Here is a 15,507-nt window from a genome sequence, read left to right as displayed (position 1 = left end):
CCGGCCGCGACACTGATCCGCCCTGATCGCAGGAGCGGACGATGCCGACCCGCCACACCGCCGCCAAGGCCTTCGCGTCGCTGATCCTAGGAGTCGCCATGCAACCCGTCTTCGCCCAGTCCACGGTCGAACCGCAGCATCCGGGCAATCCCGGCTACGACGCCTTGCTGGCCGCCGCGGTCGCGCCGGTCCACGCCGCCTTCGGCGACAGCGTGAAGGTGGAGGTCGAACGCCTCGACCGGCTGGGACGCTGGGCGTTCCTGCAGGGCACGCTGCGCGCTGCCGACGGCGGCATGCCGGACTACACCGGCACGCCCTACGCCGAGCGGGCGGCCACCGGCGGCATGTCCGATGTCTACGTGGCCCTGCTGCAGGCCCCATCGCCGTCCGTCCCCCCGGAAGACGCCGACAGCGCCGAAGACCGGGCCGCGGATACCGAAGCCACGATACCGCCGGCCGCGGCTGCGCAGGCGGTGTCCGGCAACGTGAGCGCCGCGGTTTCCGACGACGGCGCGGAACCCGCCACACCACCCGACGCAGACGCTGGAGAAGGCGCCGCCGGGACCGCCGAGACCGCCTGGACCCTGATCGACCACGCCATCGGACCGTCGGATGTCGCCTGGCTGACCTGGCCGACCGAACATGCCGCGCCGCGGCAGCTGTTCGGCTTCTAGCCGGGCGCTTCCCAATACTTTCGGCGATCCGTCCCATCGGCTCCCGCGGGCCGGCGTTCGCCGGCCGCTCCCGCGACACCGCCAGCCGGGGCCGCACACGCGAAACGGGCCGGTGCGATCCGCCCGGCCCGTCCCCGCAACGCCTTGCCCCGCGGATCAGCGTGGCGGCGTGATGATCTCGTAGTTGCCCGACGCCCCGCCCCAGCTCACCCGCTGGGAACCGTCGGCATTGACGTTGTTGGAGCCGATGAACTTCGGCTGGCCATTCTCGAACCCGGCGAAGAACACGACGTGCGACTGGCCGTTCTTCTGCATCAGCACCACGTCGCCGGGCTTGGCGTTCTGCAGCGACACCGTCTGCCACCCGTCGCCCTTGAGGTTGTTCGCCAACTGGTCGACCGAGGCGCTGGCCTGGCTGGAATCGATCAGTCCTGCCTTCTGCAGCACCGCGGAGACGAAGTTCGCGCAGTTCACGTTGTTGGGAACCCAGGACTGCATCGGCAGTTCGTCGCTGTGCTTGAGCTCGCCGGCGTTGCGGCCGATGAACTGTTCGGCGATGGCGGCCGCATTGCGGCCATCGACCGGGCCGGAATCGGCGATCGGCCCCGTGCCGGTGGTCGCGCCCGGTCCCTGCCCGCCCGACGGTGCGCCGTTGGCACCGGGGATCACCAGCGAGTCGCCGGCATAGATCAGGTCGGGATTGGAGATCTTGGAGTTCGCGGCCATGATCGCATCGACCGAGGTGCCGTAGCGCACGGCCAGTGCGGACAGGGTGTCGCCCCAGGAGATGTTGTGTGTTGCGCCACCGATCGCGGTCATCGTCATGCCTCCGGATATGAATCACGGTGCCCGGCGCGCATCGGCACGGCCTGGGCGGATGTGGCTACCTTCGCCCCCACGCCACCGATGCTCAATCTGGGACAGACCCTAGGTCGCGCCCATCCGCCATTCAGCCGCGGATGGGCCGGCGGCCTGCCGGCGCAACGCGCCCGCCCACCACGCCGGATCCGCGCCGTCGGCCCGCAGCGCGGCAGGCAGCATGTCCTGGATCAGATCCTCGGCATCGGCGCGATGGCACGCATCGCAATCGAGGGCAGCACACGACAGGTAGCGGCCTCGTTGCGGGCCGGCGTCCCGTCCCCGGTCAGACGTCGCGGAAAATCGCGGTGCCGCGCCGACCATCGCCACGCACCCAGCCGCGGTACATGCCCGAGGTGCTGAACGGCATCGCGATGTTGCCGTCGCGATCGACCGCGATCGCACCGCCGTCGCCACCCAGGGCCGGCACCACGTCGCAGATCACCGCATCCGCGGCCGCCTGCAGGCTGTGCCCGCCATAGGCGATGCGCGCGGCGATGTCGTGCGCCACGGCCGCGCGCAGGAAGAACTCGCCCCAGCCGGTGCCCGACACCGCGCAGCGCGCATCGGCCCAGGTCCCGGCGCCGATCACCGGCGAGTCGCCGACCCGGCCCCACTTCTTGTTGGTCATGCCGCCGGTCGAGGTGGCCGCGGCCAGCCGCCCGTCGGCGTCCAGCGCCACCGCGCCGACGGTGCCGAAATACTTGCCGCGCAGGTTCTCCGCGGTGGCGTCGGATTGCGCGCGCTCGGCCGCCTCGCGGGCCTGCGCCTGCAGCAGTTGCGCGTGCCGGTGCGGGGTGTCGAACCAGGCGTTGGGCACGCGTTCGAGATCGGCCTGGGTGTCGGCGAACCGTTCGGCGCCCGCACCGATCAGCAGCACATGCGGCGAGTCGGTCATCACCCGGCGCGCCAGGCGTACCGGATTGCGGACCGTGGTCACGCCCGCGACCGCGCCGGCGCGCTGGCCGACGCCATCCATGATCGAGGCGTCGAGCTCGTGACCGCCATCCGCGTCGTAGACCGAACCCTTGCCGGCATTGAAGTGCGGCGACTCCTCGAGTGCGACGACGGCCGCCTCGACCGCGTCGAGCGCGCTGCCGCCAGCGGACAGCAGCGCCTGGCCGGCGTCCAGCGCACCCTGCAGCGCGGCGTGGATCGCGGCCTCGGCGGATGCCTCCAGCGCATCGCGCTCGATGACCCCGGCGCCGCCGTGGATGACCAGGACGGTCGGTGGACTTGCTCGATCGGACGCCATGCCCCCTCCATGCGATGCCCGCTTGCAGTCGCGGACGAAGCGGCCAGCATAGCCGGCACCGCGCGTGCGGCGCCATGCGCGGCGCTGCCCTCCGGCGCGGCAAGGGGCGGCCCCAGACCTGCGCGATGCGAATGAATCGCAACGGCATTGGAAACGATTGCACGGGCGATTCCGTGCGCTTGCGCACATGCGATCCGCGCAGTGCGGACGAACGCGGGCCACCGATTTGACAGCCCTTGCCACGCCGACAAATCTCGCTCCATCCGGCCGCGCCCATTGCCAGTCCACGCCACCGGCAGCGGTCCGCACGGGAACAGGGGATCCACCGCAGTCGACACCCGTCGCCATCTCCAGGAGATCCCGTCATGTCCAAGAAGCGCCCGCTCGTTTCCGCAATCTCCGCTGCCCTCGCACTGTCCGCAATCCTCGCCATGCCGGCCTTCGCCGCCGAGCTGCGCAAGGTGGAAACACCGATCCCCGGCCGCTACATCGTCGTCTTCAACGGCGACGGCATCCGCGACAAGGTCGAGGAGGACCGCTTCGCCGGCCGGCTCGACAAGGCCGCGGCGGCCTCGCCCGACTTGGCGATCGCCCGAGAGGTGGAGCGCACCGTGGTCGACGTCGCATCCGAGCACGCCCTCGACGTCGGCCTGGTCTACACCCACGCGCTGTACGGCATGGTGGTGGATGCCGACGAGCGCGCGCTGGCGAAGCTGCTCAACGATCCGCGCGTGGACTTCGTCGAGGAGGACGGCCTGGTCGAACTGTCGGCGACCCAGACCGGCGCGACCTGGGGCCTGGACCGGGTCGACCAGCGCGACCGTCCGCTCAACGGCACCTACATCTACAACCAGACCGCCGCCAATGTGCGCGCCTACATCATCGACAGCGGCATCCGCACCGGCCACAACGAGTTCGGCAGCCGCCTGCTGTCGGGCTATTCGGCGATCAACGACGGCCGTGGCACCAACGACTGCAACGGCCACGGCACCCATGTCGCCGGCACCGTCGGCGGCACCACCTGGGGCGTGGCCAAGCAGGTCCGCCTGGTGCCGGTGCGGGTGTTCGGCTGCACCGGCGGCAGCGCCAACTCGACGATCATCGCCGGCATCGACTGGGTGCGCGCCAACCGCGTGCTGCCGGCGGTCGCCAACATGAGCCTCGGCGGCCCGGCGTCCAGCGCGACCGACACCGCCACCAGCAACCTGATCAACAGCGGCGTCACGGTGGTGGTCGCGGCCGGCAACAACAATGGTGCGAATGCCTGCAACTACTCCCCGGCACGCGTCGGCAACGCGGTGACCGTGGGCTCGACGACCTCGACGGATTCGCGCTCGCCGTTCTCCAACATCGGCAGCTGCGTCAACATCTTCGCACCGGGCACTTCGATCCGCTCCGCGTGGCATACCAGTACGTCGGCGGCCAACACCATCAGCGGGACCTCGATGGCCTCGCCGCACGTCGCCGGCGCGGCGGCGCTGTACCTGGCCGGCAATCCGTCGGCATCGCCGGCGACGGTGCGGAACTGGGTCTACGGCAATGCGACGACCAACCGCCTGACCGGCATCGGCACGGGATCGCCGAACCGGCTGCTGTACACGCGTTGAGGATCGCCGCAACGCAGGCCGGAAGGGGCGCCACATGGCGCCTCTTCCGCATCGTTGCCAGCGCCGGGTCGTAGCGCCGGGCTTGCCCGGCCGAATGTTTCCGGCGCCTTGCCCGGCTGCGCCCGGAAAGGAGACGCCAGCACGGGCCCGGCGCTACTGTTGCCGCAGCGCCTCGATCGGATCGAGCTGCGAGGCCTTGCGCGCCGGGTAGTAGCCGAAGAACAGGCCGGTCGCGACCGAGAAACCCGCGGCCAGCGCGACCACCTTGCCGTTGAGCTGGATCGGCAGGTCGGTGTTGTAGTGGCCGACCAGCAGCGCGCCGATCACGCCGAAGGTGATGCCCAGCACGCCGCCGCCCAGCGACAGCAGCATCGCCTCGGCCAGGAACTGCCGGCGCACGTCCGAAGGCCCCGCGCCGACCGCCATGCGCAGGCCGATCTCGCGGATGCGCTCGGTCACCGAGACCAGCATGATGTTCATGATGCCGATGCCGCCGACGATCAGCGAGATCGTCGCCACGGCGCCGAGCAGCCACGACATCTGCTGCGTGGTCTGGTTGCGGGTGGCGACGATCTGCGAGACGTTGCGCACCTGGAAGTCGTCGGCGTCGCCGGGGCCGATGCGGTGGCGCTGGCGCAGCAGTGATTCGACCTCGCCCTGCACGTAGGTCAGATCGCGCGCGTCGGCGACGGTCAGCGAGATGTCCATCACCGCGCCCGCCGGCAATCCCATCGCGCCCATCAGCCGGCGCCGCGCGGTGTCCAGCGGCACCATCAGGATCTCGTCCTGGTCGCTGCCGAAGCCGCTCAGGCCCTTGCTGCCCAGCGTGCCGAGCACGGTGAACATGGTGCGGCCGATGCGCACCTGCTCGCCGACGCCGGTCTCGTCGCCGAACAGCTCGCGGCGCACCGTCTCGCCCAGCAGCACGACGCGCTCGGCACCGGTGAAGTGCTGCGGCTCGAATCCGCTGCCGTTGACGACCTGCCAGCCGTTGATCTCGAGGAAGTCGGGCTGCACCCCGCGCCAGCTGCTGTTCCAGTTGCGTTCGGCGTAGACCACCTGGCTGCTGCCGCGCAGCGAGCCGGAGATGTACTGCACCTCCGGGATCTCCTGGCGGATCGCGTCGACGTCACCCGCGTTGAGGGTGAAGAAGCTGCTCGCGCTCATCCGCGCGCCGCCCGGCGAACGACCGGCGCTGGGCCCGATGTCGAGCTTCTGCGCGCCCAGCCCCGACAGCTGGCGCTCGATCTCGGCCTGCGTGCCCTGCCCCACGGACACCATGATGATGACCGCGGCGATGCCGATGATCACGCCGAGCGAAGTCAGCGCGCTGCGCATCCAGTTGCCGCGCAGCGCAAAGATCGCGGTGCGCAGGACGTCGATGAAGTTCATGACTTGGACCCGGGATTGGGGATGACCGGACGTGCGTCCGTTGAAAGCCGGGATTGGGGATTCGGATCGGGATTCGGATTGGAATCGAACCCCGAATCCCGACTCCCGGCTCCCGACTCTTCGTCCAGCTGACCGTCGCGCATCACGTAGGTGCGGTCGGCATGGGCCGCCACGTCGGGATCGTGGGTGATCAGCACCACGGTGTGCCCTTCGTCGCGCAGCCGCTTGAACAACGCGAGGATCTCCTCGCCGGTTTTCGTGTCGAGCGCGCCGGTCGGCTCGTCGGCCAGCAGCACCGGCGGCCGGTTGATCAGCGCGCGCGCGATCGCCACGCGCTGCTGCTGGCCGCCGGACAGTTCGCTGGGCCGGTGCCCGGTGCGCGCGCCCAGGCCCACCGCCTCGAGCGCGGCCTGGGCGCGTTCGCGGCGCTCGGCCGGCGGCACGTTGGCATAGCCCAGCGGCATCGCCACGTTGTCGAGCGCACTCATCCTCGGCAGCAGGTTGAAGCCCTGGAACACGAATCCGATCTTGTCGCGGCGCAATGTCGCCAGCTCCTCGCGGTCCAGCGTCGAGACGTCGACGCCGTCGCACAGGTAGACGCCGGCGCTCGGCGTGTCGAGCGCGCCGATGAGGTTCATCAGCGTCGACTTGCCCGAGCCCGACGGCCCCATGATCGCGACGAACTCGCCGCGCATGATCCGCAGGTCCACGCCGCGCAGCGCGATCACCTCGGCCTCGGTGCCCTCGCTGTAGATCTTCTCCAGCGCGCGGGTCTCGATGACCGGGACGTCGGCGGCGGTGGCGCCGGTGTTCCGGGAACCGGCACGGCTCATCGTGGCGCGCGCTCGCCGATCACGATCGCATCGCCTTCGGCGATGTTGCCCGAGACCTCGACGCTGGTGCCGTCGGTGGCGCCGATCCGGACCTGCACGGCCTCGCGGCGGCCGTCGACCAGCCGGTACAGCGTGGTCCGGGTCGCGCCGACCAGCGAGGCCAGCGCGCGGTTCCACTGCGCCTTCTGCGCATCGTCGAGCAGGTCGGTGAACCCGGCGAAGTCCTGCTGGAAGCGCTCGGTCATGCGCTGGCGCATCTGCGCCTGCACCGCCGGGTCGCTGCCGCGGCTCGCGCCGGCACCGGCGCCGAAGCCGCCGGGTCCCGGACCGCCCGCGGTCGGCGCGGCCGCGCCCGCGGCGCGTTGCGGCCCGGCCTGCTGGCGTGCACGCACCGCCGCAATGGCCTTGTCGAACGCGCTGCGCTGCGCATCGGTCAGGGTCATCGACGCGGCAACGGCCTCCAGGTCGTCGGCCAGGCCGCCGCCGCGCGGCGCGCCGCCTGGCGTGGCCATCGGGATGCCCGCGGCGTCGGCCGGCTTGTAACGGGTCGCCGCGCTCGACACCTTGAGCACGTTGCTGCGGTTGCTGACCTCGATCTCGGCGTTGACGGTCAGCCCCGGCAACAGGGTGCCGTCGCTGTTGTCGACGCTGACCACGACCGGATAGGTGACGACGTTGTTGGTCGTCGTCGCCGACAGCCGGACCTGCTCGACCACGCCGCGGAACTGGCGGTCGGGGAAGGCGTCGGCGGTGAAGCTCACCGCCTGGCCGGCCTCGACCTGGCCGATGTCGGATTCGTCGACCGACAGCTCGATCTTCATCTTCGACAGGTCCTCGGCGATCTGGAACAGCTCCGGCGCGGTCATGCTGGCGGCGACGGTCTGCCCCAATTCGATCGACCGCAGCAGCACCACGCCGTCGACCGGCGAGCGGATCACGGTGCGGTCGAGGTTGACCTGGGTGGTCTGGGTCGCCGCGGTCTGCTGGCGGATCTGCGCCTCAGTCGAGGCGATCTGCGCCCTCGCCTGGTCGAGCGTGGCCTTGGCCAGGTCGACATCGCTCTGCGCAACCAGCTTCTGGGCGCCGAGGTCGGCCTTGCGGCGATAGTCGAGCTCCGCGTTCTGCAGCGTCGCCCGGGCCTGCGCCAGCGACGCGCGCGCCGCGGCGATCTGCGCGTCGCCCTGTTCGATCTGCGCCTGGTAGGTGCTCGGATCGATGCGCGCGATGATCTGGTCCTTGACGACCTTGTCGTTGAAATCCACCAGCACTTCGGTGATCTGGCCCGAGATCTGGCTGCCGACGGTCACCGTCGACGTCGCGCTGAGCGTGCCGGTCGCGGAGATCGCGACGCGGATATCGCCGCGTTCGACCGGCGTGGTGCGGTAGGCGTCCTCCGCCCCGGCCTTGTCCCGCTGGATCCAGAACCAGAGACCGGCGCCCGCTGCGGCGAGCACGACGACGGCGATGAGAAGGCGCGGCAGACCGCGACGTTTCGGCTTGGGGCGGGTGCTCATGGGTCCATTCTTGGCTGGCGACATCTCAGGCTAACGCACGACCCGTGTCGGAGTTGACCGCGCCCCCTGAACTTTTTTCCGACGCCCGCCCGTGCCGGCGAACCGCGGTTCAGTCTTCCCGCGGCTGCAGTGCGAGCGTCACCGTGGTGCCCTCGCCGGGCGTGCTCTCCAGCGCCACCGGCCAGCCGAAGCGGGTCCCCAGCCGGCGCACGATCGACAGGCCGATGCCCTTGCCGGGCTGGCCGAAGGGATCGGCGCGGAAGAACGGGTCGTAGACCCGGCGCAGCACCTCGTCGGACATGCCGATGCCGGTGTCGCGGACGATGATGCGGTCGCTGTCGACGACGACGTCGACCTGCCCCTTTTCGGTGAAGGCCCAGGCGTTGCGCAGCAGATGGCCGAGCATCACCCCGAGCACGCGCGGCGGCGCGTCGAGCCGGGGACGCGCGCGGATCTCGACCTGCAGCGCGACCTGCTTGGCCTCGAACAGCGCGCGGACCTTGTCCACTTCCTCCTCGACCACGTCGACGACCTCGAACACCTCGCTCTGCGGCACCACGCCGCGCTCGCGGGCCAGCACCAGCAGCGCGTCGATGATCGACTCCATGTCCTGGGTCGCGCGCCGGATGCGCTGCAGCGGCCGCTGCTGGTGCGGCGGCGTCGAGGGATCGGCCGCGATCATGTCGCTGGCGACGCGGATCACCGTCAGCGGCGTGCGCAGCTCGTGGCTGGCGTCGCGGGTGAACTCGCGTTCGCGGCGTACGAACGCGGCGATGCGTTCGCCCAGCCCGTGCAGGGCGCTGGACAGCGCATAGGCCTCGCGACCGGAGTCGGCCCGGGTCTCGATCGGCTCCGGCAGGCCTTCCTCGTCGCCGGCCGGATCCCAGCGTCCGACCTGGTCGGCGAGGCGGTGGATCGGCAGCACCATGCGCTTGGACGTGCGATAGGTCATCCACGACACGGCGAAGATCGTCGCCAGCGACATCAGCGCCAGCACCCCGGCGATCAGCGCCAGCATCCGGTCGAAGGCCGACAGCGACGCAGCCAGGTACAGGGTGCCGCCGGGCCGGCGGTCGACCAGCAGCATGCCCTCGGTATCGCGCCGCGAGGAGAACCCGGGCGGCGCGTCCTTGAACCAGACCAGGCTGGCGATCGCGCGGTCGCCGCCCACCACGGCGTCGAGGGCGGCGTCCGTGTCGGAGACGAAATAGCCCTGCATGTTGACGCTGAACGGTGGCGGATAGGCCACATCGGTGCCGCGGGCCAGCCAGTAGGCGTCGGCTTCCGCCTGCAGCCATTGCCGGGTCAGCACCTCGCGCCCCAGCAGCGCGGAGGCCATCACGCAGACGATCAGGATGATCCCGGCGATCACCGCCTGGAACGTGAACGCATCGCGGATGCGGTTTGGCAGGCCTTGCGGCATCGGCGTGTCGACGTCCCCGCGACCGGCTTACGCCGGCGACTGCTCGATGTCGGCGATCCGGTAGCCGGCGCTCTGCACGGTGTGCAGCAGCTGCTTGTCGTAGGGCTTGTCGATGATCTTGCGCAGGTTGTACAGATGGCTGCGCAGGGTGTCCGAGTCGGGCAGGCTGTTGCCCCAGATCTCGCGTTCGATTTCCTGGCGGTTGACCACCCGCGGCGATTCCCGCATCAGGATCGTCAGCAGCTTCATGCCGATCGGCGAGAGCTGCAGCTCGGTGCCGCCGCGGGTCGCGCGCATGCTGGCCGGGTCGAGCACCAGGTCGGCGACCTTCAGCACCTCGGAGCCCACCTGGCGGCGTTCGCGGCGGATCAGCGCGCGCAGGCGCGCTTCCAGTTCCTGGATCGCGAACGGCTTGGTCAGGTAGTCGTCGGCGCCCGAGCTCAGCCCGGTCAGTTTCTCGTCGAGCGTGTCGCGCGCGGTCAGCATCAGCACCGGCGTCGACTTGCGCGCATCCTCGCGCAGGCGCTTGCACACCTCGATGCCGTCCAGACGCGGCAGCATCAGGTCGAGCACGATCACGTCGTAGCTGTTTTCGGTCGCGAGGCGATAGCCGTCGAGGCCGTCGGCGGCATAGTCGACCTCGAACCCGCGCCCTTCCAGATATTCGCCCACCATTTCCGAGATGTTGCGGTTGTCCTCGACGATGAGGACGAGCCCCCCCGGTTCCTGCCCTGCGCGCATGCTGACTCCCAGCGGTGTTGTGACATTAATGTTTGTGAAAATGCCACGCCGGCGGTGCAGGCACCGTGAAGATTCCACGGCCCGTGACGACACTGGGTCGGTCTACCGCCTGCGCCTGTGTCGCACCGCCAGGTGTCGCCGGACGGCAGGCCCCGTCGACGGCGGAACGCTCAGAACCGGATCCGGCCGGTCAGGATGTCCTTGAACATCACCCAGTCGCCGATGAACGAATACAGCGGATGCCGGAATGTCGCCGGCCGGTTCTTCTCGAAGAAGAAATGCCCGACCCAGGCGAAGCCGTAACCACAGGCCAGCGCGGCCAGCAGCCACCACGCATTGCGTTGCCACAGCGCGACGCCGAGCAGCACCAGCACGCCGCAACTGCCGATGAAGTGCAGCCGGCGCGAAACCGGGTGCGTATGCTCGCCGAGATAGAACGGATAGAACTCGCGGAAGCTGGCGAAGCGGCGCATATCCCCTCCCGTGGACGTCGGGCCGTTCGTGGCAGGCGCATGATGACCGGCCTGCCGGGCAGGCACAACGCCGCGCCGGCGTGGACGATGGGCCCGCCGCGGGGCGACCGGGACGCAGGCCCCGCGCAGGACGGAGACCGGCGCCGCCCGATCAGCGCTCGCCGGAGCCGGTCTCCGCATCTTTGACGCGGTGCCAATAGAGGTCCTGCGCGTCCAGTGGCAGGTCGTCCAGGCGCACGCCATCGGCACGGGCCAGCGTTTCCATCGCGCGGAAGCGGCGCTCGAACTTGTGGTTGGCCCGTCGCAGCGCCGCGCCGACATCGACCTTCGCGTGTCGCGCCAGATTCGCCGCGACGAACAGCAGGTCGCCGATCTCTTCCTCCAGGCGCGCCTGCGCCTGCGGGTCCGCGGGGTCGGCGGCCACCGCGTCGAATTCGGCGCGGACCTCGTCGATCTCCTCGTGCAGCTTGTCGATGACCGGCGCCGGGCCCGGCCAGTCGAAGCCGACGCGCGCGGCGCGCTTCTGCAGTTTCACCGCACGCTGCCATTCCGGCAGGCCGCGGGCGATGCCGGCGAGCGCCGAGGTGTCGGTTGCGCCGGCCGCGGCCCGCTCCTGCTGCTTGATCGCCTCCCAGTCGCGGCTGACCGCATCGGCGTCCACGGCGGGCACGTCGCCGAACACGTGCGGGTGACGGCGCAGCATCTTGCCGCTGATCGCATCGACGACATCGCCGAACGCGAACGCGCCCTGCTCCTCGGCCATGCGTGCGTGGAACACCACCTGCAGCAGCAGGTCGCCGAGCTCGTCGCACAGTGCCGGCAGGTCGCCGCGGTCGATCGCATCGGCGACCTCGTAGGCTTCCTCGATCGTGTACGGCGCGATCGAGGCGAAATCCTGCTGCAGATCCCAGGAGCAGCCGCGCCTGGGATCGCGCAGCCGCGCCATGATCGCGAGCAGCCGTTCCATTCCATTGTTCGTGTCGTGCATCGCTTGCCCCGGATAACTGTTTTGGCCGCGGATCTACGCGGAGAAACGCGGATCAGGCAAAAGTGATGCCTGTTTTCTTGCCTTTTGCTTTTGAATCCGCGTCATCCGCGTAAATCCGCGGCAAAAACCATCAGATCCACTCGCGCCACGGCAGATCGGGATCGCCCAGTGCGATGAAGTCGCCGTTGAGGAGCGTGTCGCGCCGGTTGTAGCGGAACGGACGGCCCTGCGGGTCGAGCAAGCAGCCGCCGGCCGCTTCAAGGATCGCCTGGCCGGCGGCCGTGTCCCACTCGCTGGTCGGCCCGAAACGCGGATAGACGTCCATGCCGCCTTCGGCGATGCGGCAGAACTTCAGCGACGAGCCCAGCGGCATCGGCACCACGTCGCCGATGCGCGCCAGCAGCGCGGTCGTGCGCGGGTCGCGATGCGAGCGGCTGGCGGCCACGCGCAGCGCGGACGGCGGCGCGCCGGCGCAGCGCCGGGTATGGATGGGCGTATCGGCGTCGCCGTCGCGGCGGAACGCACCGCGCGCCAGCGCGCCATGCCAGACGAGGCCGGTCACCGGCGCCTGGATCACCCCGAACGTCGCCACGCCGTCCTCGATCAGCGCGATGTTGACGCTGAATTCGCCGTTGCGCTTGACGAACTCGCGGGTGCCGTCGAGCGGGTCGACCAGCCACATCCGCGTCCATGACCGGCGTTCGGCCGTCGGCACGTTGCCCGCCGCCTCCTCCGACAGCACCGGGATGCCGGGAGTCAGCCGGCGCAGGCCGGCGACGATGATCCGGTGGGCATCAAGGTCGGCCGCGGTCACCGGGCTGTGGTCGGCCTTGCAGACGACCTCGAAGTCGTGCGCGTAGACGGCGAGGATCGCGCTGGCGGCGTCGCGTGCGATCGCGATGACGCCTTCGCGGACCGCGGCATCGACCGGGCAGGCGCGCTCAGTCACCGTGGTGGCGCAGCCAGTCGCGGACGATGTACAGCGCGGCGATCGAGCGGCCTTCGGAGAAGTCCTCGCGCAGGATCAGCTCGTGCAGCGCGTCGAGCTTCCACGGCACGACCTCGAGTTCCTCCGGCTCGTCGCCGGGCAGGCGCTCGGGGTACAGGTCGCGCGCCAGCACCAGCGTCGCCTGGTGACTCATGTAGGTCGGCGCCAGCGAGATCATGCGCAGCGCATCGAGACGGCGGGCGCCGTAGCCCGCCTCTTCCTTCAGTTCGCGGTCGGCGGCCTGCAGCGGCGTCTCGCCGGCGTCGATGCGGCCCTTGACCAGGCCCAGCTCGTAGCGATGCATGCCGGCGGCGTACTCGCGCACCAGCAGCACGGTCTCGTCGTCGAGCATCGGCACCACGATGACCGCGCCGTGCCCGCGCCCGTGCAGCCGCTCGTACAGGCGGCGCTCGCCGTTGCTGAACTCCAGGTCGAGCTGCTCCATGCGGAACGGACCGGCATCGTGTCCGGTGGTCTTGTGGATCGTCGGCAGGCGGCGGCTCAAGGCAGCGGTTCCCCGTCCACGCGGCGACGGACGCAAGCGGCGATAATGCGGGGATGACAGGACAGACTCACGATCCCGCCATTCTAGCCGACGGCGACGACTGGCGGACCCGCGACCTCGCCGCGGTCTGGCACCCGTGCACGCAGATGCGCGAGCACCCCGACATCCAGCCGCTGCTGCCGATCGAGCGCGGCGAAGGCGCATGGCTGATCGAGAGCGGCGGCCGCCGCATCCTCGATTCGGGCAGCAGCTGGTGGACCAACCTGCACGGCCATGCCGAGCCGCGCATCGCCGAGGCGGTCGCACGCCAGGCGCGCACGCTCGAACAGGTGATCCTGGCCGGCTGCACCCATCCCGGCGCGGTCGAGCTGGCCGAACGCCTGCTCACCATCGCGCCGCGCGAGCCCGGCCGCGCACCACTGAGCAAGGTGTTCTACGCCGACAACGGCTCGGCCGGCGTCGAGGTCGCGCTGAAGATGGCGTTCCAGTGGTTCGCCAACCGCGGCGACGAGCCGCGGCGCACGAAGTTCGTCGCCCTGCACAACGGCTACCACGGCGAGACGCTGGGCGCGCTGGCGGTCGGCGACATCCCGCTGTACCGGCGCGTGTACGCACCGCTGCTGTGCGAGGCGGTGTTCGCGCCGTCGCCGGACGCGTACCTGGCGCGCGACGGCCAGAGCGCCGCCGGCCATGCCGAGGATGCGGCCGACGCGCTGGCGCACCTGCTCGACGAACACGCCGGCGAGATCTGCGCGATGATCCTCGAGCCGCGGGTGCAGTGCGCCGGCGGCATGCGCATGCACGACCCGGTGTACCTGAAGCGCGTGCGCGAACTGTGCGACGTGCACGGCATCTTCCTGATCGCCGACGAGATCGCGGTCGGCTTCGGCCGCACCGGCACCCTGTTCGCCTGCGAGCAGGCCCCGGGCGACACGCGCAGCGGCGGCGCCGGTGGCATCCAGCCCGATCTGCTGTGCCTGTCGAAAGGCCTGACCGGCGGCTTCCTGCCGCTGGCGACGGTGCTGGCGACCCAGGTGCTGTACGACGGTTTCCTCGACGCCTCGCGCGAACGCGCGTTCCTGCATTCGCACAGCTACACCGGCAATCCGCTGGCCTGCGCCGCCGCGCTGGCCTCGCTGCGGATCTTCGAGAGCGACGAGGTGCTCGCGCGCAACCGCGACACCGCGGCGAAGATGGCGCGGCTGGCGGCGCAGGTCGGCAGCCACCGCCACGTCGCCGACACCCGCCAGGCCGGCATGATCGTCGCCTTCGAACTGACCCGCGACGGCGACCGGCGCACGCCGTTCGATCCGGCGCTGCGGGTCGGCCTGCAGGCCTACCGGCATGCGGTGGCGCGCGGCGTGCTGCTGCGCCCGCTCGGCGACATCCTCTACTGGATGCCGCCGTACTGCATCGACGACGCCCAGTTGCAGCTGCTGGCCGAGGTCACCGCCGAAGCCATCGGGAGCGCCACCGCATGCGCCTGATCCGGGCCTTCGTCGACCGTCCGCTCGCCGAGGGCCAGCGGATCGAGCTGCCCGACGACGCGGCCGCGCACCTGGTGCGGGTGCTGCGCCTGCGCGAGGGCGACGCCTGCGTGCTGTTCAACGGCGACGGCCACGACCACGACGCGCGGCTGGTCGCGACGGGCAAGCGCGGCGCGACCGCCGAGATCGTCGCCACGCGTCCGGTCGACGTCGAATCGCCGCTGCGCATCGTGCTGCTGCAGGGCATCGCCCGCGGCGAGAAGATGGACTGGATCCTGCAGAAGGCGACCGAACTGGGCGTCGCCGCGTTCGTGCCGGTGTCGAGCGACCGCAGCGAGGTCAAGCTTGATGCCGAGCGCGCCGGCAAGCGCCTCGCGCACTGGCGCAGCGTGGTCGTGTCGGCCTGCGAACAGAGCTGGCGCGCGCGGATTCCGCAGGTCGCCGTGCCGCAGCCGCTGGCGGCGGCCCTGGCCGCGTTGCCGGCCGGCGGTACGCGCTGGCTGCTCGACCCGGAGGCGGCCGCGGGCATCGCGACGATGCCGGCGCCGTCCGGCGAACTGCTGCTGGCGATCGGCCCCGAGGGCGGCTGGTCGCCGAACGACCGGGCCGCGCTGGTCGCGGCCGGCTTCGGCGGCCTGCGCCTGGGCCCGCGGATCCTGCGCGCCGAGACCGCCGGCATCGCCGCGGTCGCCGCGCTGCAGGCGCGATTCGGCGATCTGGCGTAGGACGGCTCTCGCCGCGCCAGCGCACGTCGGCCGCGTAGGGCCGA

At 70.7% G+C, this 15,507-nt stretch carries 15 protein-coding genes; 4 read left to right on the top strand and 11 right to left on the bottom strand.

Annotated elements, in window-relative coordinates:
• The first annotated feature begins 41 nt into the window (after nt 1-41).
• Nucleotides 42-674 carry a hypothetical protein gene (locus tag LDO26_RS11825; protein WP_232131302.1) on the top strand — a complete coding sequence of 211 codons (633 nt, stop codon included), beginning with the start codon at nt 42-44 and terminating at the stop codon, nt 672-674.
• Nucleotides 675-830: 156 nt separating this feature from the next.
• Here the strand turns inward: LDO26_RS11825 and LDO26_RS11820 are convergent, their stop codons facing one another.
• Nucleotides 831-1,493, bottom strand: a complete 663-nt coding sequence (locus LDO26_RS11820; protein ID WP_232131301.1) for a LysM peptidoglycan-binding domain-containing protein — start codon at nt 1,491-1,493, stop codon at nt 831-833.
• 325 nt (nt 1,494-1,818) lie between these two features.
• Nucleotides 1,819-2,787: an isoaspartyl peptidase/L-asparaginase family protein gene (locus tag LDO26_RS11815; RefSeq protein ID WP_232131300.1), complete on the bottom strand. Its 969-nt coding sequence runs from the start codon at nt 2,785-2,787 to the stop codon at nt 1,819-1,821.
• A gap of 365 nt (nt 2,788-3,152) precedes the next feature.
• Between LDO26_RS11815 and LDO26_RS11810 the strand changes: the two genes are divergently transcribed.
• On the top strand, nt 3,153-4,394 hold the full coding sequence (locus LDO26_RS11810) for a S8 family peptidase (RefSeq protein WP_232131299.1): 1,242 nt from the start codon (nt 3,153-3,155) through the stop codon (nt 4,392-4,394).
• Between the two features lie 153 nt (nt 4,395-4,547).
• Here the strand turns inward: LDO26_RS11810 and LDO26_RS11805 are convergent, their stop codons facing one another.
• The 9 genes from LDO26_RS11805 to nudE form a co-directional block, all read right to left on the bottom strand.
• Nucleotides 4,548-5,786 (bottom strand): ABC transporter permease, encoded by a 1,239-nt coding sequence (locus tag LDO26_RS11805; protein WP_232131298.1) that lies wholly within the window; start codon nt 5,784-5,786, stop codon nt 4,548-4,550.
• Nucleotides 5,783-6,619 (bottom strand): ABC transporter ATP-binding protein, encoded by an 837-nt coding sequence (locus tag LDO26_RS11800; protein ID WP_232131297.1) that lies wholly within the window; start codon nt 6,617-6,619, stop codon nt 5,783-5,785. Before LDO26_RS11800 ends, LDO26_RS11805 begins: the two co-directional genes overlap by 4 nt.
• A complete protein-coding gene (locus LDO26_RS11795; RefSeq protein WP_232131296.1) occupies nt 6,616-8,133 on the bottom strand; it encodes an efflux RND transporter periplasmic adaptor subunit in 1,518 nt (505 codons plus the stop codon). Before LDO26_RS11795 ends, LDO26_RS11800 begins: the two co-directional genes overlap by 4 nt.
• 109 nt (nt 8,134-8,242) lie before the next feature.
• Nucleotides 8,243-9,556 carry a sensor histidine kinase gene (locus tag LDO26_RS11790; RefSeq protein WP_232131295.1) on the bottom strand — a complete coding sequence of 438 codons (1,314 nt, stop codon included), beginning with the start codon at nt 9,554-9,556 and terminating at the stop codon, nt 8,243-8,245.
• Between the two features lie 27 nt (nt 9,557-9,583).
• Nucleotides 9,584-10,297, bottom strand: coding sequence for a response regulator transcription factor (locus tag LDO26_RS11785; RefSeq protein ID WP_047137337.1), 714 nt, complete (start codon nt 10,295-10,297; stop codon nt 9,584-9,586).
• A gap of 170 nt (nt 10,298-10,467) precedes the next feature.
• Nucleotides 10,468-10,770 carry an Mpo1-like protein gene (locus LDO26_RS11780; RefSeq protein ID WP_232131294.1) on the bottom strand — a complete coding sequence of 101 codons (303 nt, stop codon included), beginning with the start codon at nt 10,768-10,770 and terminating at the stop codon, nt 10,468-10,470.
• Nucleotides 10,771-10,921: 151 nt separating this feature from the next.
• Nucleotides 10,922-11,758, bottom strand: coding sequence for a nucleoside triphosphate pyrophosphohydrolase (mazG, locus tag LDO26_RS11775; protein WP_232131293.1), 837 nt, complete (start codon nt 11,756-11,758; stop codon nt 10,922-10,924).
• 130 nt (nt 11,759-11,888) lie between these two features.
• Nucleotides 11,889-12,707, bottom strand: a complete 819-nt coding sequence (cysQ, locus tag LDO26_RS11770) for a 3'(2'),5'-bisphosphate nucleotidase CysQ (RefSeq protein ID WP_232131292.1) — start codon at nt 12,705-12,707, stop codon at nt 11,889-11,891.
• Nucleotides 12,700-13,251, bottom strand: a complete 552-nt coding sequence (gene nudE, locus LDO26_RS11765; protein ID WP_255682209.1) for an ADP compounds hydrolase NudE — start codon at nt 13,249-13,251, stop codon at nt 12,700-12,702. The genes cysQ and nudE overlap by 8 nt, the downstream gene beginning before the upstream one ends.
• Before the next feature lie 53 nt (nt 13,252-13,304).
• Here nudE and bioA point away from each other — a divergent pair, with 53 nt between their 5' ends.
• Both bioA and LDO26_RS11755 read left to right on the top strand, forming a co-directional pair.
• Entirely contained in the window at nt 13,305-14,738 is a 1,434-nt protein-coding gene (gene bioA / locus LDO26_RS11760; RefSeq protein ID WP_232131291.1) for an adenosylmethionine--8-amino-7-oxononanoate transaminase, read from the top strand.
• Nucleotides 14,729-15,463 (top strand): 16S rRNA (uracil(1498)-N(3))-methyltransferase, encoded by a 735-nt coding sequence (locus LDO26_RS11755; protein ID WP_232131290.1) that lies wholly within the window; start codon nt 14,729-14,731, stop codon nt 15,461-15,463. The genes bioA and LDO26_RS11755 overlap by 10 nt, the downstream gene beginning before the upstream one ends.
• The last annotated feature ends 44 nt before the right edge of the window (nt 15,464-15,507 follow it).

Origin of the sequence: Proluteimonas luteida, assembly GCF_021191695.1 — a bacterium.
Taxonomy (GTDB): domain Bacteria; phylum Pseudomonadota; class Gammaproteobacteria; order Xanthomonadales; family Xanthomonadaceae; genus Luteimonas; species Luteimonas luteida.
Note: the sequence above shows the minus strand (reverse complement) of the source record. Positions and strands in the feature narration are given on the sequence as shown.